The sequence below is a fragment of the Rhodoglobus aureus genome (genome assembly GCF_039527955.1).
In the GTDB taxonomy this organism is placed as follows: Bacteria; Actinomycetota; Actinomycetes; order Actinomycetales; family Microbacteriaceae; genus Rhodoglobus; species Rhodoglobus aureus.
Genome location: NZ_BAAAKW010000063.1, coordinates 1 through 23159 on the forward strand (window position 1 = coordinate 1; position 23159 = coordinate 23159).

Genomic DNA, 23159 nt, shown 5'->3' on the forward strand with positions numbered 1-23159 from the left:
CCGGCCACGCAAAATCCTCGGCTGGGCAACACCCGCCGAAGTCTTCCAAGAACTATCATCGAACGAAACCACACCGTGTTGCACTTCGAACTAGAACCCGGGCGCTCTCGTCTCGTAATCGACCAGCAGTTAGGATTGGCTCACTATGGCGCACAGCAATCGACGAGCCCTCATCATTGTGATGTCGCCAATAACTAGGGATCCACGCGTTCTGCGACAGATCCACTGGCTGAAGAGCGAAGGCTGGGCCGTCGACACAGTGGGGCCCGCTGGCCATCACGTGCCCGGCGTGGAGTCACACTTCGGCACTAACAACCCCCCACGATGGACTCGCTCGCCATTCGGGTCCGCAGTGCTCTACAGCCTGTTGCCGCACGGCACGAAGTTTCGAATCCTTCTGGGCAATTTGATTCCCGCTGAGGTTAGGCGACTTATTTCGGGGAATAAGTACGATCTGGTCCTGTTCAACGACCACCATTTCTTGCCGTGGCTCCGCGACAAGCGAGTGTTTACTTCCAAGGTGATCGAGCAGGGTATCCACCTCGATATTCACGAGTACGTAAGACCACGCGTTCCTCGCGATAGCCTCTGGCGCATCTTCGCAGCCCCGTACTACGACTGGATTCGCACCTTTATCGGTGATCGCCGGCTGAGTACGCGATCAACCGTCGCATCGGGCATTTCAGAACTCTACGCAAAAGAACTCGGGATACCCCCGATGGCGATTGTGCGAAATGCACCCGCCTATGTTGAACTGGCGCCGAGCGCCGTAGACCCAGAAGCGATCGAGCTGCTGTACCACGGTGCAGCAACGGACGTTCGGGGCATCCCAGAGTTGCTTGAAGCGATGGAAACCGTTTCCTCTCGCTTTAGGCTAACCCTCATCCTCGTGGGCGACGAGCGCAAGATTGCCGAGTACATGCGCACGGTGGATGACAAAAATTTGCGTGTTGCCTTTGAAGACCCGGTCCCCGTCGAACAAATCGCCACACACATCAACAAATACGACGTTCTCGTGATGTTCTACCCACCGCTCAACCGAAACCTTGAGTTCGCTCTCCCGAATAAGCTCTTTGAAGCATTGCAGGCACGGTTGGCTTTGGTTATGGGTGAGAGCACCATGATGACCGAAATCGTTCGCGAGTATTCCAACGGTGTCATCTCCCAGGGATGGTCGAGCGCCGATCTCGCGAAGAGTATTGAGTCGCTCACCGCCGAGCAAGTCTCAACGATGAAAGCAAACTCCGACCGAGCCGCACGCTCCATCTCAGCGGAATCGGAACGCACGGCGTTCTTCAGTTCAATCAAGAAAGATCACAGTTGACTCAGCCACGCATACTATTAATTTCCTACTCGGATTTGAAGAATGACCCCCGGGTTCGCCGCCAGATCGACTGGCTATCAGGTGACGGCTGGTTGATTGACACTCTTGGATTAGGAGCTCACCCGGCGAGTTCCGTCGACGCCCACTTCGCCCTGCTGCAGCAAGCTCCCTGGGTGCGTTCGCGGTTGGGGTCAGCTCTGATTTACGGCGGGCTTCCTGCTCAATCCCGGTTCCAATTCCTGATGCTCGACCGGATACCAAACGAATTACTTACCAAAATCGCGGCCGCAGACTACGACTGCATTGTTTTTGAAGATTACGACTTCCTGCCGCTTCTCACACGCCGCAGAATTTTTACTCCCGCTGCTCTTGACCGGCAGATTCACCTCGACATGCACGAGTATCGCGACCCCAGGTTGAAGCTCGTCAGCATTCGACGGGTGCTCACGGATCGGTACTACCGATGGAGGCGCTCGCTGATTGGCCATCACGCCATCGACACACGCACAACAGTGGCTAGTCGAATTGCGGAACTCTATGTTGATGACTTCGGCGTAGAGCTGCCCAAGCTAGTCCGGAACAGCCCACCGCGTGAAGACTTGATCCCGTCAGCCGTCTCAGAAGAGAACATCACGTTGGCATTTCACGGGATGGCGAGCTGGGCGCGGGGATTCAAGGAGATTTTCGCTGCGCTCCCGCACATCGACAAACGCTTCTCGATGACGTTCATGTTGACAGGAAATCCTTCAGTCATTTCGCAGGTCAAGGAGCTCGCGCACCCGTTCGGAGAACGCGTGATGTTTGTGGATCCCGTGCCGATGACTGATGTTCCCTCGCGGATCAACGAGTTCGATCTTGAGATCATTTTTTACCAGCCAACTGCCGTGAATCTGGAATTCTCGCTGCCCAACAAATTCTTCGAAGCGATTCAGGCACGCATGGGAGTAATCATCGGGCAAAGCCCCATGATGGCGCAAATCGTGGATGAATTCGGTGTTGGAGTCGTCGTCCCGGGATGGACGGCTGACCAACTCGCTGCGACAATTAATGGTCTGACAGCAGAGCGGATTCGCGCGCTGAAGGACGCAGCGCACCGAGCCGCCGACGTGCTCAATGCAGAAGCGGAAGGCTCCATATTCCTTAACGCGATCGACGAGTACCGAAACAAGAACGACGGTTCAGCGAGGCGAACGCGATGACCTCGCCTCACAAGCGGGCCATTCTCGCAAGCCGAGTATATGCACCTGAAGGAACCGCAGCAGCGTATCGACTAGAACAGTTGACCGCGGCTCTCGAATCGCGGGGCTACTCGGTGTTGGTACTAACGACTAGCGCGCCAAGCGGTCCGCGCAGCAGCAAGAATGTGCGCCGTTGGCCTGTGCTTCGAGACCCGTCCGGATCGGTTCGTGGTTACCTCCAATACGCGAGCTTCGACATCCCCCTCTTCTTCAGGCTTCTCTTCGCCCCGAGATCGGCGTTTGTCGTTGTCGAACCGCCGCCCACAACGGGCCTCGTTGCTCGAATCGCGCTAGGCATTCGTCGGACGCCGTACTTTTACTATTCCGCAGACGTCACCTCTGCTGCAGTCAGGACAATTGGAGCACCCGTCCTCGTCGTCAAGCTAGTAACAGCGATGGAGCGGTTTGCACTTAAGGGTGCTCGCGGCGTGCTCGCGGTCTCCGAAGGCGTGAAGGAGGAGCTCCGTGCGCTCGTCTCGGATCAGTCGAAGATTACGATCGTTGGCACCGGAGTCGACACATCGATATACCGCCCGACTGGGCCAAGCGTCACATCCGATGCGCCCTACTTCGTCTACGCCGGCACGATGTCAGAGTTTCAAGGCTCCGAAGTTTTTGTCGAAGCCTTTGTGCGCGTAGCTCAACAACATCCGACCATTCGTCTGAAAATGTTCGGAGGGGGCGTTGATGTCAAGAAGCTCAAGAAAATAGCCGAGCCCGTCGGCGATCGAGTCGAGTTTCACGGTTTCGTCGAGTCGGAAGTTGTCGCAGCCCACTTGCGCGGCGCCCACGCGGGACTCGCGTCAGTCCGCCCCGGTCTCGGATATGACTTCGCGATTCCCACCAAAGCGCTCGTCGCCGTCGCCTGTGGAACTCCACTTCTCTTCGCAGGGGTAGGGCCGATTCGAGAGCTCGCAATCAAGCACGAGCTTGGGTGGGCCGTTGACTGGGACGTCACAGCGGTAGCAGAGGCAATGCTTGAAGCCGCGCAACGCGACCGGACAGACTTAGCACCACCCAAAGTTGAGTGGTTGACTGCGAACTATTCGCTTCAAGCTGCGGCCGAGCGCGGCAGCGATGCCATCGCGCTCAGCTTGTCTGCCACAACGCTCAAGTAAAGTCGTGAGCGGGCAATCGTCCCGCAGCACAGAAATCGCCCCAGGAGACCTTGTGAAAAAAGCGTGGAAGTTGTACCGAGAGATCCTTAGTGTGCTGCCTGTAAAAGCCCAGCGATTCCTCGTTCGCTACTCGCTTTCGTTGTCGCTGCTTTCGACCCTCGACGCGGCTGCTCTCGGTTTGCTCGCCTTAGTCATTGGGCCGATCATCAACGGCACCGATCCGAGCTTCCCGATAATCGGAACAGTCAGCTCAAACGGGCTTCTCGTTGCCCTCGGCCTCATTTGCCTCCTCATCATCCTGAAGGGAGTGCTATCGATCCTGGTTATTTGGCGCGCTACTCGCGTATTTGCAAACTTCGAGCTCGTCATCGGCTCCAGACTCTTCGACAGCTACCTCAAGTCCGGCTGGATTGAACGTCTCAAGCGCAACTCTGCAGACGTCGTTCGTCTGACAGACAGCAGTGTCTCGGCAATGGTCTCAAGCTACCTTCGGCCAATAACCACACTCCCCGGCGAGGTCTTCAGCTTCGTAGCAGTCGTAGTTGTCCTCGCGCTCGTGCAGCCGCTTGTTGCGCTAACTGCACTCATCTACCTCAGCCTCCTTGGCCTGATCCTATTCTTCTGGGTTACGAAACGATCGCGAGAGGCAGGGCGAGTGGGTTTGCGCTATTCGCTGCGCAGCTCACGGCTGATCACCGAGATGGTTGGCGCACTCAAGGAAGTGACGCTGCGCAACAAGTCCCAAGAAGCAGCTGATGTCGTTCGAGCGAATCGGCGCAGAACAACTCAGGCACGCTCGAACGCTCAATTCTTGGGACAAGTCCCACGATTCATTCTGGAGTCCGGGCTCATCGGTGGATTCGTCGTCGTCGGGCTCGTTGGGCTCGCCAGCGGTGGCGTGACTGAAGCAACCACAGCGGTAGCACTGTTCGGTCTTGCCGGTTTCCGGATGGCTCCCTCCGTAGTTCGATTCCAATCAATCGTTTCGCAAATGGCAACGAGCGAGCCGCAGGCACGAGCGGTTCTGGCCGAGATCAAGCGTTCTGAATTGAGCACCCATGAGAGCGATGAGCTCGGACTGGAAGAGCTTCCCGCTAGTTCCGCAAACCTCACCTTGAGCGATGTCACTTTTAAGTACAACCCTGGTGGAGCAAGCGCACTTGACGAGGTAAGCCTGAACATTCCGTTCGGATCAACGGTGGCCTTTGTCGGCGCGTCAGGTGCTGGCAAATCGACAATTGTTGACATTCTTCTCGGACTCATGCCGCCGACGACGGGCACCGTAGATATCGATGGCGTCGCACTGAACCGGATGACGCGCGCATGGCGCGATCATGTTGCCTACGTGCCTCAAGATGTTGCACTTTTCGACGCAACTGTCGCCCAAAATGTGGCGCTCACGTGGACCAATAATTTTGACGAAGTCAAAGTGCGCGAGGCGTTACGGCAAGCTCAGCTTCTCGAAACAATCGAGTCCAGAGAGGGAGGAATCCAGGCGCGAATCGGCGAGCGCGGACTTTCGCTCTCGGGCGGTCAGCGACAAAGGCTGGGCATCGCCCGCGCACTCTACGCGGAGCCGCTGTTTTTGGTCATGGACGAGGCAACTAGCGCACTCGACACCACGACAGAAGCAGCCGTAGGCGATGCAATCCGTCGCCTCAAGGGGTCGATGACGATCGTCACGGTCGCGCACCGCCTGTCAACGGTGAAAGAAGCCGACCAGATCTTCTTCATGCGTGATGGAAAAGTCGTCGAAGCGGGAACGTTCGACGAACTAGTCGCCAAGGTTCCCGACTTCGCTATTCAGGCGAAGCTGGCGGGACTCGGCCCGCGCGAAGACTAGCCGCGCTTGTGCGCGAGCAAGGCGTCGACCACAGCCTCCGCTGCAGCCCCAACGCCGTAGGGTGCTTCGTCGGTGTCGGCAGGGCGCTCGCGCTCAACGCTTGACTTCAGCTGCGAGAGGTCTTTGCTGACGAGTTCGTTCCATCCGAAAGTTACCGTCTCGACCCACTCAGTTTCCGGACGGATCGTGGTGCATGGCACACGCAACAGGAACGCTTCCTTCTGCAGACCGCCTGAATCAGTGACGACTCCCGCGCTGTTGCTCACCGCTGAAACGAGCGCCGGGTATGCCAACGGGCTGATCGCTCGAATAGAGCCCTGATTCAAATCGATCTGGTGAGTCTCGGCGAAACCTACGAGTCGCGGGTGCGCTGCAAGGAGCACTGGATGCTTCAAAGCCCCGAGCTGCGAAATAATTTCGGCCAGACGCTCTGGGTTATCGGTGTTGTCCGGACGGTGGAGGGTAGCGAGATAGTACGCATTGGGCTCGACGCCTTCCGGGAGCGGAAGCGGGTTCTCGAGAACGCGGTCGCGAACCGAATACAACACATCAGTCATCACATCGCCGACCAGGACAGACTTTTCTGCGAGCCCCTCGTGCTCGAGATGATCCATCGCAACCTGTGTGGGTGCCAAGAGTAAGTCCGCAGCGTGATCTGTCAGTACGCGATTATGTTCCTCAGGCATCCGACGGTTAAACGAGCGCAAACCTGCTTCGAGGTGCGCAACGGGCACGTGGATTTTGATCGCTGCGATTGTCGCTGCCAAGGTCGAGTTCGTATCGCCGTAGACGAGAACCCAATCTGGTTGGTACTGCTCAATAACAGGTTCTAGTTGTGCGAGCATCGCTCCCGTCTGTGCGCCGTGCTTGCCAGAACCGATCGCGAGGTTGACATCAGGTGCGTCTATGCCGAGGTCACGGAAGAACACATCTGACATGAGTTCGTCATAGTGCTGCCCAGTGTGAACAACGATGTGTTCAACTCTCCCCCTCATCGCTTGGGAGATCGGAGCCAACTTTACAAACTGTGGGCGCGCGCCCACGACACTTAGTACTCGCACGTTACAGAGCCTAGCAAGGCTCCGCTGCACTAAGCCGGAGCTAAACCCAATAAACTAATCCACAATGGTCTCCGAAGAAAACCACCCCCACCTGCTCTACGTTGCATGGGCGTTCCCGCCCGCACGCAACGCGGGAATGTACCGCGCACTCGCGACAGCGAACGCTTTCGTTCGTGACGGTTGGAAGGTGACAGTTCTCACCGCCACAGAAGACACCTATGAAAGGCTCACTGGTTCAGACCCAGAGACCGTCAAATCGATCGACCCTCGCATCACCGTCGTCCGCATTCCGTTCGATCCTGAACGCGGAGACACCAATATTGGCTCGTGGTCACGGCTGCGGGTCTTCTCGTCGTTGTTGTGGAACGCCTCGCGGTGGCTGGTTTCGCTCGCTCAGTTTCCCGAGCTCGCGTATGGATCGTGGCGCAAGCCACTGGAAGAGGCAGCCGAGCGCATCAACGCCGCCTTCCCGGTAGATCTAGTCATCGGCACGGCGAACCCCAACGTGGACTTTGCACCAGCCAACTACCTGAACCGTCGCTACGGAACTCCGTTCGTCATTGACCATCGTGACGCTTGGCACCTCAACGTGTACTCAGGTAAGCGCGTAGGAGAACGTTGGCACCGGTCGAATCGCCTCGAACGCTCGCTGTTGGCGAGATGCACGGAGGCTTGGTTCGTCAACGAGCCAATCAAACGGTGGCATGGTTCTGAATACCCTCACGCAGCCAACAAGTTTCAGGTTGTCGCGAACGGATACGACACCAGTTTCGTCGGCGATACAGATACTGTGCACCCCAAGAACGCCCCGCTCGTGTTCGGCTACTTGGGCACGATCTACGGTCCGATTCCCCTCCGCGAAGCTCTCGAAGGTTGGGCTCAAGCCCGCGCCCTGGTGCCACAGTTGGTGGATGCTCGACTGGTGTTCCGCGGACGACTCGGACACTTCGCAGAAGCTGACCAAGAAGCCGCGAACCTGTTGAAGTCGTTTGAGAGCGAAAACGTGAGCTACGGAGGCCCGGTCAGCAAGACGCAGGTGTCCGCAACGTACCAAGATTTTGATGCCGTGCTTTTAGTCATCAGCAAGAGCAAATATGTGACGAGCGGCAAAGTCTTTGAGTACGCGTCGACGGGGTTGCCCATCGCCGCGCTTCATGACCCCGTCACCGCGGCAACCGCGATTCTCGAGGGCTATCCAAGCGTGCATCCTGCAGTCGAAGTGAGCGCAGAAGCATTCGCGGAGGCCATCGGGGCCGCTGCCATTGCTGCAGCGAATTCAACGCCGCAGTCTCGGGATGCCGCACGAACGTGGGCTGCGCATCTCGAACGCGACGCCCAACTTTCGCCACGCATAGCTGCGCTGCGCGAAGTGATCGAAAGTGGTCGGAAGTGAAAAGAGTGCTTCTCCTCATTGGCGGTGTTCCCAACTCCTCCGCCGGCGCGACCCTCAGCGGAGAGACGTCCTACCTTGAGTCGCTCCTGAACGACAACGTGGGTGACATCGAACTGTCGGTGGTCTCGCTCGGCTTCGACCGCGACGTTGCTGTGGTTAGCCAGAACATTGCGATTGATCGCTCACGACTCTCCCTAACCCACCGAGCGCTGCACGCCATTGGAGCACGAGCCCTCTATGCGCGACTCGCAACGTTCCCGCTCGGGCGACTCGTCAACTCCATCGGGCCCCTAGACCAGGGTCGAGTGTTCTGGCGACACATTCGTCGAGAGCCGGCCGCGCTAAAGGCCCTCAAGAACGCCGACGTTGTGATCGCCGCTGATCTGGCCGCGGTAAAGACGGCGTGGATCGCCGCTAAGCGCGGATGGTGCACCCACGCCGAGTACGACACTCGCGCGTATGGGCTGGGGCTCAGCTTCGCGCTCGCAGACGCTGACTAGCAAGCATCCGCTGGTCTGGCCGCTCGCTATGCCGTGTAGGCCGCCGTCAAGAGTTCGCTGACACGTTCCGGAGTAAAGCGACCGCTGACGGTCGCTGCAACGTCTTCCGCGCTTACGGCACTGGTCGCGGCCAACAAATCGACGATCGCATCCGCGTACGCCAGCGGGTTCTTTGCGTCAACGACGAACCGCGAAACCTCTGGGGCTGAATAGTCGACGGCACCGGTATCCGCACCACTCACGATTGGGCGGCCGTGTGACAGCGCTTCGGCAACCACAATGCAAAAGTTGTCGCCAAGCGTGGGGAGAAGAAACAGATCCGACGCGTCGAGTTGCTCTCCGACCTCAGCCTCGCTCAGAGCACCTGTCAGAGTCAGTTGATCGTCGAGTTGCAGCTCACGCGCACGGGCAACCAGCTCATTACGCTGGGGACCGTCGCCCACCCAAGTGAGGTGGGCCGTGACGCCTCGACGCTGGAGCTCTGCAACGGTTTCGAGCGCACAAATCGCGCCTTTACGTTCGATAATTCCACCAATACCGACGATTCTCAGCACTGCCGAATCGCTGGGGGCGGGAGCAACGGAGGCCGGTGGAACGACGACGCACGGAATCGTGACGATCGGCTTACTGCGCACTGTGCGGATTGTTCGTGCCAGTCGCTCGCACGCAACAATTACCGCGTCGGGACGAGCGAGAATCGGCATGAGCGCGCGACGACTGATGCGCCCTCGCGGCGACAGAGTTTCCGGCGCAGTTAACCCTGACCAATGCTCGGTGTGCACCCAGCGCGTGTTCTTGCCTGGTCGGGCAAACGCGAAGAGAATAATCCCCGAGAGCGCGTGCGTGTGAACGACATCCGCCTCGTTTGCTGCAGCCCGCACCGCTTTAAGGGCCGAAAACCAGTCGCGAACGCGCCACCTGTTGAACGGAACACGCAGAGTGGGCACTCCCCGAACCTCGGTCGCACCACTTCGCGACGATGCAGAAGGCTCCGAATCGAGGTGGAGCACTTTCACCGTGTGATCCGCGCGTAGCGCGAGGGCATCCCGCACGACAAAGATCCCTGACTCCGCAGAGCCAGGAGTTGGGAACCACGGAGTGATCATCAGTACGCGCACCGCATCACGATAGCACCGCGCGCGGCTCGGTCTTTAGACCAGCGCCTGCACGAAGCTCGCCGTTCCAGCGATCACAGCGCTTAAGCGTCTGCGAACATCTAGACTCGACTAGTTCACACGCAGAAGGCCAAGCAGACATAAGGACCGTATTTCGTGAAAATCGCAGTTGTTGCCCTCGGTAAAATCGGCCTCCCCTTGGCCGTTCAGTTTGCCTCGAAGGGTCACGACGTCGTGGGTGTTGACATCAACGCCGAGTTCGTCGACCTCATCAACAAGGGCATCGAGCCCTTCCCCGGCGAAGCGCACCTGCAGGAGCACCTCAGCGAGTTGGTACCCGCGGGAAAGCTTCGCGCGACGACCAACTATGCTGACGCAATTCCTGAGGCCGACGCTGTTGTGCTTGTTGTGCCGCTGTTCGTCGACAAGGACGCAAAGCCAGACTTCGGCTGGATGGATGTTGCGACCCGCTCGCTCGGCGAGCACCTCACCCCCGGCACCCTCGTCTCCTACGAAACCACACTCCCCGTCGGCACGACCCGCAACCGCTGGAAGCCGCTTCTCGAAGAAGTCTCCGGCCTCACGGAAGGCAAGGACTTCCACCTCGTGTTCTCCCCCGAGCGCGTCCTCACCGGGCGCGTCTTCGAAGATCTCCGCAAGTACCCCAAGCTCGTCGGTGGCCTTTCGGATGAAGGCGCCAAACAGGCGACAGACTTCTACAACGCTGTACTCGACTTCGATGAGCGTCCCGACCTTGCGCGCGAAAACGGTGTCTGGGATCTCGGTTCAGCGGAAGCATCCGAACTCGCCAAGCTGGCAGAGACCACTTATCGCGACGTAAACATCGGCCTTGCGAACCAGTTTGCCCGCTTTGCAGGCCAGAACGGCATCGATGTTTACGCGGTAATTCAGGCCACGAACTCTCAGCCGTTCAGCCACATCCACCAACCCGGCATTGCCGTCGGCGGCCACTGCATCCCTGTCTACCCCCGTCTTTACCTCTGGAACGACCCTGACGCCACCATTGTGCGCGCCGCACGCGAAGCGAACGCCGGAATGCCCGACTACACAATTGGCCTGCTCGAGGGCGCCCACGGCGACCTCACCAATGCACGCGTCGTCGTACTCGGAGCCGCCTACCGCGGCGAAGTCAAAGAGACCGCATTCTCGGGCGTCTTCGCCGCTGTAGATGCGCTCACGAGCCGTGGAGCAACCGTGCTCGTGCACGACCCGCTCTACACCGACGAAGAGTTGAGCAAACTCGGCTTCACCCCATACCACTACGGCGAGCAGATCGACGCGGCAGTAGTGCAAGCCGATCACCAGGAATACCGCACCCTGAGAGCAGAACAGCTCCCGGGAATCCGCACGTTCGTTGACGGACGCCGTGTGAGCGGCGCCGAGCAGTGGCCCGGAGTTACCTACCGCGTTATCGGAAAGCCGACAGCTTAGTTTCTTCGCTGCTGTCGATCTCAGGTACCAGCGCCGCTGAGATCGACATTTCGCGCGCCAGAATAACTACGAGGCCCGCGAACGCTGCAGAACCCACAGCCCACACAACCATCGGTGCGGGTGCTCCCGACCAGAACCACTCCGCGCCAGCGTTGAGGTTCCATCCGGGTACGTCATTGCCCGTGATGTATCGACGCATATTCATGTGCAGCGCGACTAGATTCGCACCGCTGAGAGCCAGAACAACAACAACAGACTGAACCCGCCCCAAGGTGAACCGTTTGCGTCCGGCCTGCAGAACCAAGAGCCCGCCAAGAAGCACAATCAGCGGCAGAATGTACCGAGGCTGAACCTGCTCCCCCACCTTGTCGCCGCCCTGAGTCAATACATAAGTGGGGAGTGCCCAGAGCACGAAGCCGACTCCGGCGACCACAAACGCCTTTCGGGCGTTGAGCACCGACAATCCGGCAAACCCAATGCCAATGAATACAGCCAACGCCAAAAGCGTGACGACCGCAGGCATCGACGTATCGATCCATCCCAGAGACCATCCGCCAAACACCCCAACCCACAGCGAAGGAACGTTCAAGAGGTTGTAGGCGAGGAGGCCAAAGCCGGCCAAGTTTTCGAGATTATCCGCCGCCTGGGTGCCGATTGTCTGCGCATTCGAACCCCCGCTAAACCCGGAGATGCCACTCGAGACTTGACGAGACATAAGGAAAAATACGGCGCTCACTGCGAGCATCGCAGCAGGCAGTGCTGAACGCACGACAAACTGACGGGAGCGTTCAAACGTGAGCACCCAGACGACACCAATTGCTCCAGCGACATAGAGCGCTGAGTCACCACGGGAACCAGCTGCCATGAATACCGCCAGCGTAAAGAGTGCGCCGAGAGCAATCGTCTTGCCACGTCCCGTCGTTTCGTAGTAACCCAAGAGAGCAAGCCATGCGGTACCGACTCCAGCGATCGCCCAGCCGCTCGGGTTGTTCGATGCAATCAAGAACAGCCCCAGCGGCATCGTGGTGATAAGCCACCCCCACACCAGCGCAGGGCGACGCTGAATGGGAAGCAACACGTAGAGGGCAGTAGTTATCCCCACGAAAAGTAGGATGTTGAACAACCGCATGAGCATGACGGAAACCAAGATATTGTCCCCCACGAACACACTCATCACTGAGTAATACACCGGCGGGTAGGCCCCGACAAAGTTTCCACGTGCGGTTTCAACCAGCTCATCGGTGGTGAAGTCCAACTGCTCCTGGCATTCGGCACTTCTATTATCGAAGAAGGCATAACACGGCGATTCCAGTACCGCTTCTGGGACAAAACGCGACTTTTCAACTGAACCGGGCTGACAGTACGCCTCGTCACCGGTGGAACACCAGATACTCACCAGGTGGTAGTCGTCGTCAGGAGATGCCCCCATTGGTGAGGCAAACGCCCACGCTGTCAAAGCGATCAAAGCGAAAAACGGAGCAAGAAATATGAGACGGAACCGACCAAATCGTCGAGTCTCCCCGCTGCGCGCAGAGGACATTTGCTGGCTGCCGGGTCGCATCAGTACAGGCTATATCAGACAGGGCTGTTCACGGCAGCAACTGGTGCAGGCAACTCTGCCGTCAACGGAATGGTCTCGCGTTGCCTCGGCAACAAGATGGCCAGTGCGAGACCAAAAGCAATTGAACCAACAACCCACGTGATGTTGGGTGTGACGATGAGCTGCCACCACCACTGCCTCCCGGCATCAAGGTCGGCATTGAGGGCATCAATGCCAGTCACGTAGCGTCGAATATTGAGATGCAATGCGACGAAATTAGCTCCTGAGAGAGCGATCACTACAAGCCAAACCTGAGGGCGACTGAAAGTGATTGTTTGTCGTGCCGTCGTGAAAAATACTGCACCCGTAAACACCACAACTAAAGGCAGCAAATAACGAGGCTGAAAATCTTCGCCCACATCTTTGCCCGCAAGTACAAGAAGCGTAACGGGGATCACCGCCAAAGCAAGAGCTCCAAGCGCCACGACGATGAACTTGCGAACCGAGCCCGCACGTGCCGCAACGAATCCCGCGCCGATTAAGGCCGCAAGACCGCTCGCCCACACAATCGCTGGCATCGAAGTGTCCAGCCAGCCGAGGCCCCACGACTGACCAAAGATTCCGGTCCAGATCGAGGGCACCTCAGTGAGGTTGTATGCGATACGGGGAATGAGCACGCCAAGCGTCAATTGCTCGTCCAGACCACCCGTCACAACATCCACTGATCGTGACGAGCGAAATAGCAACGCACAAATTACAAAGCCCGCAACAGGCAACAGCGACGACAGCCAGTAACGTCGCGTGCTCTGGAACGCGAGAATGGCGGCCGCGAAGACGGCGAGTACGAAGAAGATCGTGGCATCACTGCGAGAACCGGATGCCATCACCGCGGTGAGCAGGAACACCACGCCCAGCCCAATCCGCTTTCTACCGTATGCCTCATAGAAGCCGAGCAGCGCAAGCCAGCCGTATCCAATACCCATGAGAGCCCAGGCGCTCGGGTTATTAGACGACAGCACAAAGAGGCCAAGCGGTACGGTCGTGAGCGCCCACTGCCACACCAAAATTTGGCGACGGTTGACCGGCAGCAGCAGGTAGAGGGCAACGCCGAGCCCCACAAAAAGTGTGATGTTTATGAGGCGCATCACGAGCACGGAGGCGTGGACATCCGGCCCCACAAACAGGCTCATGGTGCCGTAGTAGACCACGGGATATCCGCCGGCGAAGTTGCCTCGTTCGGTCTCTTCTGTGGCGCCTGCGGTGAAGTCAATGCGGTTCTGGCATCCGGCACTCTTGTCCGCGTCGTAGGCAAAGCACGCGGGGTCGGCGACGGCAGGGGGCACGAGCCTTGTACCAGGATCACCACTGGGTGCGCAGTACTCAGAATTGCCGGTCGCACACCAAATGCTGGTCAGATGAAAGTCATCATCGGGGCTAGAACCGACGGGCGATGAGAGCGCCCATGCGGCGAGCGCAGCGAACACCAGAAAGGGTGCCACGAGCAGTCCGATTCGACGGCCTGAACGTGACAACACGGAGCGCACGCCAGTAAACATTGGATAAAGCTAACGCGAACAAACTCAGAGTCTGCTGTGAGCGACCGCTAACGGCGCAACCGCGCGAACGCTTTGTCTACTGTCGCCTTCACCCCGGTGTGCCGCAGGTGATGCCACGCCATGCGCACATCGTGCCGAAATCCGTAGGGTTTGCGCACTTTTTGGCCCAACGTGACGCCACGGCGACGAGTTGCTTCGTGGTCGGCCGCATGCTGCGGGTTGGCAACAAAATTCACAAGTGGAGCAAGGGTGCGCTGCCAGTAGAAGTCTTCACGCACTCGAGCGACATTGCGTTGGCACTCGACGATGAAGGCTTCGTCATAGAGCACGCGGTCGAGAGCTGCGGCAAGAGCATCCACATCCTGCGCGGGCACCGTGAGGCCGAGTCCTTCTGTTTCGATGAGGTCAGCAAAGCTGTCGCCCTCGGTAACCACCATGGGCAGTCCGGCCCAGAGGTAGTCGAGAATGCGCGTGCGAAACGAGAACGTGGTTTCGATATGCGACATGTGGGTGCTGACTCCGGCATCCGCTTCGGTCAGATAGTTCTGGCGGTCGGCGTAGTCGACCCACTCTTCGTTGAAGAACACCGATGTGTTGAGCGCACCGAGTCCACTAGCGAGATCGTGCGACTCACGCACGATGCCCATCTGGTCTACGCCCGGATGCCGGGTGCCCAGAAAATAGAGTCTGGCCGTATCGCGAGTCTCAGCCAGTTTCGCAACCGCGCGGATCAGAGTTTTGGGATCAAACCAGCTGTAAACCCCGCCGCCCCAGATCATGAGTTTGTCATCGGAATCGATGCCCGGCAGCACGCCCTTGAGAGTGTCGCGGGTGTGAGCGGGCGGCGTACCCTCGAGCCCAAACGGCACAACGCTGAGGAGGCCTTCGAGGTGCGGATCGTTCTCGTACGTTGCGGGGCTGAGCCGCCCCAGAGCCGCAAGCTGGCCGAAGTAGAAAAGTCGTTGGCGCTCAGAGGCACACATGAAGAAGTCGCCGAGGGCGAGTTGCTCGTTAAGCACCTCAGTAGAGGTTGTGACGCGCAACTCCCAGGTGGCGCGCGCGAGCTCACGACCCTGTTCGAGCATCTCGAGGTGCATGGGGTCGTAGATGTCAACGACAGTGATCTTGTCAGTCGTGCGCAAGAGCTCGAACTGACGCATAGCGTGACCCTGGAACACGACAACGTGGCACCACTGTTCAAGCTTCGCGAACGAATCGTTCTCCCCCGGCATGACGAGCGTGAGGTCGAACGGAGCATCCACCTTCTGCAGCTTGGTCGTGGTCATGAGGGTGACCTCGTTGCCCGCTTCGGCGAGCGCGAACGCCATATTCCACGACCGGATGGCTGGACCTGCCATCCGCGGCCCAATGGGGTCGCCCGTGATGATCAGTACACGTGTCACCGTGCGGCCGCCAACAGTCCTTCGAGGTATACGCCGTAGCCGCTCTTGACGAGGGGTGCTGCGAGGGCGGCAAGCTGATCATCCGAAATCCAGCCGGCACGCCACGCGATTTCTTCAATGCAGCCAATCTTGTAGCCTTGGCGGTCTTCGATGACGCGCACGAATTCGGTGGCCTGAACCATCGACTCAAACGTTCCGGTGTCGAGCCAGGCTGTGCCACGATCGAGCACGTTCACCTGCAACTGGCCGCGGTCGAGATAGTGCTCGTTGATCGTCGATATTTCGAGTTCACCGCGCGCGCTTGGCGTGATCGACTTGGCGATTTCGATGACCGAGTTGTCGTAGAAGTACAGGCCGGGTACTGCATAGTTGCTCTTGGGCTCGAGCGGCTTCTCTTCGATCGACTGAGCGATGAAGTTCTCGTCGAACTCAACAACGCCATAGGCGCGCGGGTTGCGCACGTGGTACGCAAAAATCAGCGAACCGTCGACGTCGTTGTGCGTGCGCAGATTCGATCCGAGCCCGACGCCGTGGAAGATGTTGTCGCCAAGCACGAGAGCGACCTTTTCGTCGCCGATGAACTCTTCACCAATGATGAAAGCCTGAGCGAGGCCGTCTGGCGAGGGCTGTACGGCATACGTCAGCTCGATACCGAGTTCGCTGCCATCGCCAAGCAGTCGCTGGAACTGCGCCTGGTCATCCGGGGTCGTGATGATCAAAATTTCGCGGATGCCCGCACTCATCAGAGTTGACAAGGGGTAGTACACCATCGGCTTGTCATAGATGGGCATGAGTTGCTTCGAGATGCCCTTAGTGATGGGCCAGAGGCGTGTTCCACTGCCGCCAGCCAGAATGATTCCGCGCATTAAATGCGTTCCTTTCGGTTCGCCTCGTAGTACTCCTTAACGGCAGCGTAGGACGGCAGCGAGCCGTCTGCTAGGCGCTGGGCGAGAGTGGGCGCCACTTTGTCTTTGGGCGAGAGTACGAGGTCGCCAAGTTCTGGGGGAAATTCGAGACCGATCTCGGGGTCGAGCACATTGATGTCGTGTTCTGCGCCTGGCTTGTAGATATCGCTTACGAGATAGGTGAGAGTGGCGTCATCGGTGAGCGCAATAAAGGCGTGGCCGAGCCCCTCAGCAACATAGACGGCACGGCGGTCGACGGTGTCGAGAATGACCGAGTCCCACTGACCAAACGTGGGTGAGCCCTCGCGAATGTCGACCACAAAGTCGATGCCGGCACCGTGCGTAACGGTGACGTATTTGCCCTGCCCGGGAGGAACATCCGCATAGTGGATGCCCCGCACAACGCCGCGCTGTGAAACCGACGTGTTTGCCTGCCGAAGGTCGAGAGGGTGGCCCACTGCCTCTTCAAGCTTGTCGAACCGGTACCACTCCAAGAAAACGCCGCGGTCGTCAGCGAATTGTTTAGGGGTGATTTCGTAGGAATCCGGCACCGAGAGTTCACGTATCTGCACACCCGGAATCCTACCCGGCAAGGCTTAGAACTCAGTTCACGGCGCCCGCAGCGCGCACTAAGCGAGCCCACAGAGCCGGCTGAGGCTTGCCTGCTTCAGTCGACGGGTTGCAGAACGTCACGCACGGCGTCGAGAGGACCACGCGAGTAGCGACCGTAGTGGCCGGCGAAGAACGCCCGAGAAATCGCGGGAATGCGCCGCAGTCGAGTTTCAGGAAGCGCGTTGCGCATGCGTTCGTGATCGAGCTTCGCCAGCGCGCGGTGCACCTTGTCGTCACTCACCCGCGAACCGAGTCGCTGCAACCGGTCGACCAGCACCGAGTTGTTGGTTTCGAGCCGAGCATTGCGCGCTCGACGAGGCTCCATCATGCGCCCAAACTTGCCCGCAAGCGTCAACTTCGTCGCACCGATCTGGTTGGCTCCATGCTGGCGGTAGTCGATCGTGGGCTGCTCGATAAAATCGGTCGTGGCGACTGCGGCAGCAATCACCCCCAGCCATTCGTCGTGAACCCACGACGACGGAAAGGGTGCTGCAAACTCCACGAGGCTCCGACGAAAGACAGTGCACGCGCCCGTCACGAGGTTGCGGCGAAGCAGTGCCGAGAACGCGTCACCGCTGTGGATGCTCGCCACCTCGCCTGCACTCACTCCGAGTGCCTCGGCGAGCGTGTGGCCGAGCGGCTGCCCCGCGGCATCGACGAGTCGAGCATCACTGTGGAGGAGAGCAACGGTGGGCTGCGCGGCAAACCCTGCCAGAAACAGCGCAAGCCGTCCTGAATGCCACACGTCATCCTGATCGCTCAAAGCGATGAGATCGCCGGAGCACGCACGAATCGCTTGCTCAAAGTTTTTGGTCACGCCCAGTGGCGGGGTGTTCTCGAAGACCGTCAACGCAACAGCGGGATAGCGGGCCGCGACCTCACGCACTCGGGCGATCGTCTCATCGCTGGAGGCGTCATCCGAAACCACAAGCTGCTCGGGCGCTGGCACCTGCTCGAGAATGCTGACGAGCTGTTCTTCGATGTAGGTGGCGCCGTTGTGCGTGCACAAAGCCACCGAGATGCTGGGGGTCGGCTCAGGCGCGCTCATTGCTCCAGCCTACGGCGGGAAGGGTGCGGCATTGCGCAACGCCAAGCCAACTATCATTGTTGAGCTATGCCTGCCGATTTCACCTCTGGGGTTCTCCCCCGCGTCGCCGTGCTGTTGGCGACCCACAACGGTCGTCGTTGGCTCCCCGAACAGCTCGATAGCGTGCTCACGCAGTCAGGCGTTGAGGTAGAAATCTTCGCGCGTGACGATGCCTCGACAGATGGCACCGCCGAGTGGCTAGCCGAGCGTGCCGCCACCGAACCTCGATTGACGATCATCCCTAGCGATGGCGCATCAGGCAGTGCCGCCGCCAATTTCTATCGCCTCATTCAGTTGGTGCCCGCGGACCGTGAGTTTTATGCGTTCTGTGATCAGGATGACATTTGGGTGCCGACCAAACTTGCCTCCCATGCACGACTGAGTGCCGCGCTCGCTGTTGACGGTGTCTCGTCGAATGTGATGTCATTCACGCCGGACGGCGAGCAGAGTCTCGTGAAGAAGGACTTTCCCCAACGCCGCTTCGACTACTTGCTCGAAAGCCCTGGACCCGGCTCGACCTTCCTCATGTCGAACCGACTTGTTGCACTGGCCCGCGATTACCTCAATTCCCCGGCGACGACAAAGCCGCCGCAGTACCACGACTGGTTGCTGTACGTGCTGGCACGAGCGCACGGCTGGACCTGGCACATCGACTCCGTGCCAACCGTGGAATACCGCCAACACGATGCCAACGTTATGGGCGCAAACGTCGGAGCTCGCTCCGCACTTTCGCGCCTCTCGCTGGTACGTGAACAGTGGCACCGCGGTCAGGCACGCCTGCTGACTCGCGTCGCCCTCAGCGTGGCCGACGACGAACACCGCCCAGAACTACTCCGGATACGCGACCTCGTCGATCAACGAAACCTTCGCGCTCGCCTCGCTCTGGCTCGTCGCGCGTCACAACTCAGGCGCCGCCCAAGAGATCAATGGATAATTGCGCTATTGATTGGCGCTGGCGTGTGGTGAATGGACAATCTGTCGTGAATGAGCAATCTGTCGTGAACGGACAAGGTAACTTTATGAAAATTCTCGTCGTCGGCGGCAGTGGCTTTATCGGCTCTCGCCTCCTAGAAACTCTGCACGAGCAGGGGCACGATTTCACCAACTTTGACCGTCACGTGTCACCGCGCTTCCCGGCGCAGTCGGTTGCCGGCGATGTGCGTTCTGCCGCGGAACTCACTGCGGCAAGCGCAGGTCACGACGCGATCATCAACCTCGCCGCCGAGCACCGCGACGACGTCTCCCCCTTGAGCCTGTACACCGAGGTCAACGTTGGAGGCGCACACGCCATCGTGGCTGCAGCCGAAGCCAACGGCATCCAGCGCATCGTATTCACCAGCACTGTCGCGCTCTATGGGCTCGACAAGAACAACGCCACCGAGGATTCGGTGCCCGAACCCTTCAACGAATACGGTCGCTCGAAGCTCGCCGCCGAAGGAGTTTTCAGCGAGTGGGCGAACGCGGATGCCACGCGCTCGCTAGCGATGGTGCGCCCCTCAGTCGTGTTCGGCGAAGGCAACCGCGGCAATGTCTACAACCTCGCCAAGCAGGTTTCCTCTGGCCGCTTCATCATGGTCGGCAAGGGCGAGAACAAGAAGTCGATGGCGTACGTCGGCAATATCGTTGGCTACATCGCGAGCCGCCTCGACGCACCGACCGGCATTGAGATTCGCAACTTCGCCGACAAACCCGACCTCTCGACGAAAGAACTCATCTCGATTCTGCGTGACGAGATGAACGTGCACGGCGCCAGCGGCGTGCGTTTGCCGCTCCCCCTGGGGATAGCTGCAGGCTACGTTTTCGATGCTGCCGCTAAAATCACTCGACGTACTTTTCCGATTAGTGCGGTGCGCATTCGCAAGTTTGCCGCCGACACCACGGTGAACACCGACCGTCTTCGCGACTCCGGCTACACCGCAACCTACAGCTTGCAGGAAGCGCTCAAGCGAACCCTCGCCTCAGAGTTTCCCGCCACCGGCGCATCGGCGCCCGCCCCCAGCTCAACGCCTAAGACCGACAGGAACTCCTCATGAAGATTCTCGTGACCGGCGGCGCCGGATTTATTGGCTCAAACTTTGTTCGACGCACCATCGAAGACACCTACCCGGGTCTCGCTGGCGCGGATGTCGTGGTGCTTGATGCACTGACGTACTCAGGCAACCTCGAGAATCTTGCCCCCGTTGCCGACTCCCCGCGGTATACGTTCGTTGAGGGCGACATTCGCGATGCTGACCTGCTCGATCAGCTGCTTGGCGACATCGACGCCATTGTGCACTTCGCTGCCGAGTCACACGTCGACCGTTCCGTGCGCGATGCGAGCGCATTCGTCGAGACCAACGTGCTCGGCACCCAACGACTGCTCGATGCAGCGCTGCGCGCGAAGACTCCGCGTTTCATCCACGTCTCCACCGACGAGGTTTACGGTTCGATCGAAGAGGGATCCTGGGATGAGTTGCGCCCGCTCGAGCCCAACTCGCCATACTCGGCGTCGAAGGCAGGCAGCGATCTGCTCGCACGCAGCTACTTCCGCACGCACGGCCTCAACGTGTCCATCACGCGCTGCTCCAACAACTACGGGCCATACCACTTTCCCGAGAAGCTGATCCCGCTGTTCGTCACCAATCTGATTGACGGCAAGCACGTTCCTCTCTATGGCGAGGGCAACAACGTGCGTGACTGGCTGCATGTCGACGACCACTGCCGCGGCATTGCACTAGTCGTCAGCGGCGGTCGCGCTGGCGAGATCTACAACATCGGCGGCGGCACCGAACTCACCAATAAAGAGCTCACCCAGATGCTTCTCGATCACACCGGCACCGATTGGTCGTCGGTCGACCGCGTCGAAGACCGCCTCGGTCACGACCTGCGCTATAGCGTCGACATTTCTAAGATCAGCTCCGAGCTCGGCTACGCACCCCAGGTGCCGTTCGAAACTGGGCTTGCCGACGTTGTGCAGTGGTACCGCGAAAATCGCCAGTGGTGGGAGCCACTCAAGGCTAAGGCTGCCCTGTGACCCGAATTGCGGTTGTCGGCGCCGCCGGAATGCTCGGCACCGACCTCATGCACGCGCTTAGTGGTCGCGACGCTACCGCGCTAACGCGCAAAGAGCTAGACATCACCGACCGTGAGGCCGCCCTTGAGGTTCTGAGCGGGTTCGACGTCATTATCAATACCTCGGCTTACACCCGAGTGGATGATGCAGAAACCGACGAAGCGAACGCCCACCTTGTCAATGCGGTTGGCCCTCACAATCTCGCCCTCGCCGCCGCGAAGCACGGGTCACGACTCGTGCAGCTCTCCACGGATTATGTGTTTGACGGCACGGCCACTGAGCCGTACGCGGAAGACGCTCCGCGGCATCCGGTGTCGGCGTATGGCCGCACGAAAGCAGCGGGTGAACTGCTGGCGCTTGAGCACAACCCCGGCCACACGGCGATTGTGCGTACAGCATGGCTTTATGGCCAGCACGGTTCGAGCTTTCCCCGCACGATGCTCAGGCTCGCTGTCGATCGTGAAACTCTGGAAGTTGTGAACGATCAGCGTGGACAGCCGACTTGGACTGGAGATTTGGCCGGCCAGATTGTGGCGCTGGTTGATGCTGGTACTCCGTCGGGAATCTTTCATGGCACCAGCTCTGGGCAAGCGACGTGGTTCGACCTAGCGCAGGCTGTCTTCGTCTGCGCCGGACTCGATCCTGATAGGGTCAAGCCGACCGACAGTTCAGCTTTTCAGCGGCCTGCGCCGCGACCAAGCTTCTCTGTACTTGGTCACCAAGCGTGGCTCGATGCGGGGATTGAACCGATGCGTGATTGGAAACAGGCACTTCAAGCCGCCTTTGATTCAGGAGCATTGACTGCAGAATGACCACTCTCCGCGTCATCATCGATGAGATGCTCTCGCCGACTCGCGGCAGTGTCGCCCGGTATTCCGAAGAGTTGACACGCGGGCTCATTGCGAGTGCGCCAAGCAACTGTTTTGTTGAAGCCTTTGTGTCGGCGTCAACCGAAGACGAGTACGCTCTCATCGCCGAACGACTGCCGAACCTCGCGAAGCTTCACAAGAGCGCCCTCAGTCGTCGCGAACTTCGTGCGTCCTGGCAACACGGATTCACTAAGGTCCCCGGCAACGGGATCCTGCATGCGACCAGCCTGCTCGCCCCACTCAGACGACATGACCGCCTCAACCGCGGTGATCAGATAGTCGTAACCGTGCACGACGTAGTGGCGTGGACCCGACCCGATTCCTTGGGAAGTCGCCAAGCGAGCTGGGCTCGCGCGATGCTCAAGCGCGCCGAAAAGTATGCGGACGCGATTGTCGTTCCCAGTCACACCGTTCTGCAACAGCTCGAAGGTATTGCAAATTTCGGTGACCGTGTTCGTGTGATTAGCGGTGCGGCAAGTTCGAGCCTGCACATTCCCGACAACGTTGATGAACGTGCCAACGAACTCGACCTGCCATTGCGATTCCTGCTGGCCATCGGCGGGCTTGAGCCACACCGCGGAATCGATCACCTCATTCGTGCTCTTCACGAACTTGACGACGATGTTGTGCTGCTCCTCGTCGGCCCAGAGCCTGACGACGCAACAGTTGCCGAGTTTGTGGCAGCAGAGAAGATTAGCCCCGAACGCGTTCGTTGCATGGGCACGCTCAGCAACGACGATCTGTCGGTCACCTTCGATCATACTGCGGCCTTCGTCTACCCCAACCTCGATGTTGGTTTCGGGATGCCGGTGCTTGAGGCGCTCTCATTCGGCATTCCCGTCGTGCATTCAGATGCACCCGCGCTTGTGGAGCTGGCTGCGGACGCGGGTGTCGTAGTTGAGCGAGAACCAGCTGAAGGCTACGCCGAGGCGCTTGCCGACGGCATTAGGCGCGTGCTCGATGACGCCCCATTCGCGGAACGCTTGTTCTATGCGGGCCAGGATCGTGCTCGCGCGTTCAATTGGCGCATGTCTGCGGAGAAAGTCTGGCAGCTTCACGCCGACCTGTAGAAACGGGTGCTGGCTATTCGG

The 23159-nt window shown here is 59.3% G+C and carries 20 protein-coding genes; 12 read left to right on the forward strand and 8 right to left on the reverse strand.

All coding sequences use genetic code 11. The annotated features are described in order from the left end of the window. Positions 1–145 precede the first annotated feature (145 nt). The 4 genes from ABD112_RS12615 to ABD112_RS12630 are packed head-to-tail and all read left to right on the forward strand — an operon-like array spanning position 146 to position 5523. Positions 146–1324, forward strand: a complete 1179-nt coding sequence (locus ABD112_RS12615; RefSeq protein WP_343926369.1) for a glycosyltransferase — start codon at positions 146–148, stop codon at positions 1322–1324. Between the two features lie 35 nt (positions 1325–1359). Continuing rightward, on the forward strand, positions 1360–2523 hold the full coding sequence (locus ABD112_RS12620) for a glycosyltransferase (RefSeq protein ID WP_343926371.1): 1164 nt from the start codon (positions 1360–1362) through the stop codon (positions 2521–2523). Continuing rightward, positions 2520–3680 (forward strand): glycosyltransferase family 4 protein, encoded by a 1161-nt coding sequence (locus tag ABD112_RS12625; RefSeq protein WP_343926373.1) that lies wholly within the window; start codon positions 2520–2522, stop codon positions 3678–3680. The genes ABD112_RS12620 and ABD112_RS12625 overlap by 4 nt, the downstream gene beginning before the upstream one ends. 52 nt (positions 3681–3732) lie before the next feature. Continuing rightward, positions 3733–5523 carry an ABC transporter ATP-binding protein gene (locus ABD112_RS12630; protein WP_343926375.1) on the forward strand — a complete coding sequence of 597 codons (1791 nt, stop codon included), beginning with the start codon at positions 3733–3735 and terminating at the stop codon, positions 5521–5523. On the opposite strand, the gene wecB is transcribed toward ABD112_RS12630, so the two are convergent. Continuing rightward, the gene (gene wecB / locus ABD112_RS12635; protein WP_343926377.1) at positions 5520–6584 is read right to left on the reverse strand and encodes a non-hydrolyzing UDP-N-acetylglucosamine 2-epimerase; all 1065 of its coding nucleotides are present in this window, start codon (positions 6582–6584) and stop codon (positions 5520–5522) included. The two genes, ABD112_RS12630 and wecB, sit on opposite strands and share 4 nt — an antisense overlap. Before the next feature lie 64 nt (positions 6585–6648). Between wecB and ABD112_RS12640 the strand changes: the two genes are divergently transcribed. Next, positions 6649–7977 carry a glycosyltransferase family protein gene (locus ABD112_RS12640; RefSeq protein WP_343926378.1) on the forward strand — a complete coding sequence of 443 codons (1329 nt, stop codon included), beginning with the start codon at positions 6649–6651 and terminating at the stop codon, positions 7975–7977. Continuing rightward, positions 7974–8477, forward strand: a complete 504-nt coding sequence (locus ABD112_RS12645) for a hypothetical protein (protein ID WP_343926379.1) — start codon at positions 7974–7976, stop codon at positions 8475–8477. Before ABD112_RS12640 ends, ABD112_RS12645 begins: the two co-directional genes overlap by 4 nt. Before the next feature lie 26 nt (positions 8478–8503). On the opposite strand, the gene ABD112_RS12650 is transcribed toward ABD112_RS12645, so the two are convergent. Continuing rightward, a complete protein-coding gene (locus ABD112_RS12650; protein ID WP_343926380.1) occupies positions 8504–9595 on the reverse strand; it encodes a glycosyltransferase family 4 protein in 1092 nt (363 codons plus the stop codon). Between the two features lie 153 nt (positions 9596–9748). On the opposite strand from ABD112_RS12650, the gene ABD112_RS12655 reads away from it, so the two are divergent. Then, positions 9749–11044 (forward strand): nucleotide sugar dehydrogenase, encoded by a 1296-nt coding sequence (locus ABD112_RS12655; RefSeq protein WP_343926382.1) that lies wholly within the window; start codon positions 9749–9751, stop codon positions 11042–11044. On the opposite strand, the gene ABD112_RS12660 is transcribed toward ABD112_RS12655, so the two are convergent. From ABD112_RS12660 to ABD112_RS12685, 6 genes are all read right to left on the reverse strand, one after another. Next, entirely contained in the window at positions 11022–12605 is a 1584-nt protein-coding gene (locus tag ABD112_RS12660) for a DUF2142 domain-containing protein (RefSeq protein ID WP_343926384.1), read from the reverse strand. The two genes, ABD112_RS12655 and ABD112_RS12660, sit on opposite strands and share 23 nt — an antisense overlap. 14 nt (positions 12606–12619) lie before the next feature. Further along, positions 12620–14140, reverse strand: a complete 1521-nt coding sequence (locus ABD112_RS12665; protein ID WP_343926386.1) for a DUF2142 domain-containing protein — start codon at positions 14138–14140, stop codon at positions 12620–12622. Positions 14141–14187: 47 nt separating this feature from the next. After that, entirely contained in the window at positions 14188–15543 is a 1356-nt protein-coding gene (locus tag ABD112_RS12670; protein WP_343926388.1) for a glycosyltransferase family 4 protein, read from the reverse strand. Next, on the reverse strand, positions 15540–16409 hold the full coding sequence (gene rfbA, locus ABD112_RS12675) for a glucose-1-phosphate thymidylyltransferase RfbA (RefSeq protein WP_343926390.1): 870 nt from the start codon (positions 16407–16409) through the stop codon (positions 15540–15542). The genes ABD112_RS12670 and rfbA overlap by 4 nt, the downstream gene beginning before the upstream one ends. Beyond that, complete coding sequence (locus ABD112_RS12680) at positions 16409–17020, reverse strand: dTDP-4-dehydrorhamnose 3,5-epimerase family protein (RefSeq protein ID WP_343926392.1); 612 nt, start codon at positions 17018–17020, stop codon at positions 16409–16411. Before ABD112_RS12680 ends, rfbA begins: the two co-directional genes overlap by 1 nt. Before the next feature lie 95 nt (positions 17021–17115). After that, the gene (locus ABD112_RS12685; RefSeq protein ID WP_343926394.1) at positions 17116–18108 is read right to left on the reverse strand and encodes a glycosyltransferase family 2 protein; all 993 of its coding nucleotides are present in this window, start codon (positions 18106–18108) and stop codon (positions 17116–17118) included. Positions 18109–18174: 66 nt separating this feature from the next. Here ABD112_RS12685 and ABD112_RS12690 point away from each other — a divergent pair, with 66 nt between their 5' ends. From ABD112_RS12690 to ABD112_RS12710, 5 genes are read left to right on the forward strand one after another with little or no spacing between them, the layout of a single operon-like run. Further along, entirely contained in the window at positions 18175–19113 is a 939-nt protein-coding gene (locus tag ABD112_RS12690) for a glycosyltransferase family 2 protein (RefSeq protein WP_343926395.1), read from the forward strand. A gap of 53 nt (positions 19114–19166) precedes the next feature. After that, entirely contained in the window at positions 19167–20180 is a 1014-nt protein-coding gene (locus ABD112_RS12695; protein WP_343926397.1) for an NAD-dependent epimerase/dehydratase family protein, read from the forward strand. Further along, on the forward strand, positions 20177–21160 hold the full coding sequence (gene rfbB / locus ABD112_RS12700) for a dTDP-glucose 4,6-dehydratase (RefSeq protein ID WP_343926399.1): 984 nt from the start codon (positions 20177–20179) through the stop codon (positions 21158–21160). Before ABD112_RS12695 ends, rfbB begins: the two co-directional genes overlap by 4 nt. Further along, positions 21157–22011 carry a dTDP-4-dehydrorhamnose reductase gene (gene rfbD, locus ABD112_RS12705; protein WP_343926401.1) on the forward strand — a complete coding sequence of 285 codons (855 nt, stop codon included), beginning with the start codon at positions 21157–21159 and terminating at the stop codon, positions 22009–22011. The genes rfbB and rfbD overlap by 4 nt, the downstream gene beginning before the upstream one ends. Continuing rightward, the gene (locus ABD112_RS12710; RefSeq protein ID WP_343926402.1) at positions 22008–23138 is read left to right on the forward strand and encodes a glycosyltransferase family 4 protein; all 1131 of its coding nucleotides are present in this window, start codon (positions 22008–22010) and stop codon (positions 23136–23138) included. Before rfbD ends, ABD112_RS12710 begins: the two co-directional genes overlap by 4 nt. The last annotated feature ends 21 nt before the right edge of the window (positions 23139–23159 follow it).

Bases quoted from the DNA above. Each gene is read 5' to 3' on its own strand.
- ABD112_RS12660 (WP_343926384.1), bottom strand. From the start codon at position 12,605: ATGCGACCCGGCAGCCAGCAAATGTCCTCTGCGCGCAGCGGGGAGACT.
- rfbA (WP_343926390.1), bottom strand. From the start codon at position 16,409: ATGCGCGGAATCATTCTGGCTGGCGGCAGTGGAACACGCCTCTGGCCC.
- ABD112_RS12690 (WP_343926395.1), top strand. From the start codon at position 18,175: ATGCCTGCCGATTTCACCTCTGGGGTTCTCCCCCGCGTCGCCGTGCTG.
- ABD112_RS12685 (WP_343926394.1), bottom strand. From the start codon at position 18,108: ATGAGCGCGCCTGAGCCGACCCCCAGCATCTCGGTGGCTTTGTGCACG.
- ABD112_RS12625 (WP_343926373.1), top strand. From the start codon at position 2,520: ATGACCTCGCCTCACAAGCGGGCCATTCTCGCAAGCCGAGTATATGCA.
- ABD112_RS12615 (WP_343926369.1), top strand. From the start codon at position 146: ATGGCGCACAGCAATCGACGAGCCCTCATCATTGTGATGTCGCCAATA.
- ABD112_RS12665 (WP_343926386.1), bottom strand. From the start codon at position 14,140: ATGTTTACTGGCGTGCGCTCCGTGTTGTCACGTTCAGGCCGTCGAATC.
- ABD112_RS12640 (WP_343926378.1), top strand. From the start codon at position 6,649: ATGGTCTCCGAAGAAAACCACCCCCACCTGCTCTACGTTGCATGGGCG.
- ABD112_RS12710 (WP_343926402.1), top strand. From the start codon at position 22,008: ATGACCACTCTCCGCGTCATCATCGATGAGATGCTCTCGCCGACTCGC.
- rfbB (WP_343926399.1), top strand. From the start codon at position 20,177: ATGAAGATTCTCGTGACCGGCGGCGCCGGATTTATTGGCTCAAACTTT.
- ABD112_RS12695 (WP_343926397.1), top strand. From the start codon at position 19,167: ATGAAAATTCTCGTCGTCGGCGGCAGTGGCTTTATCGGCTCTCGCCTC.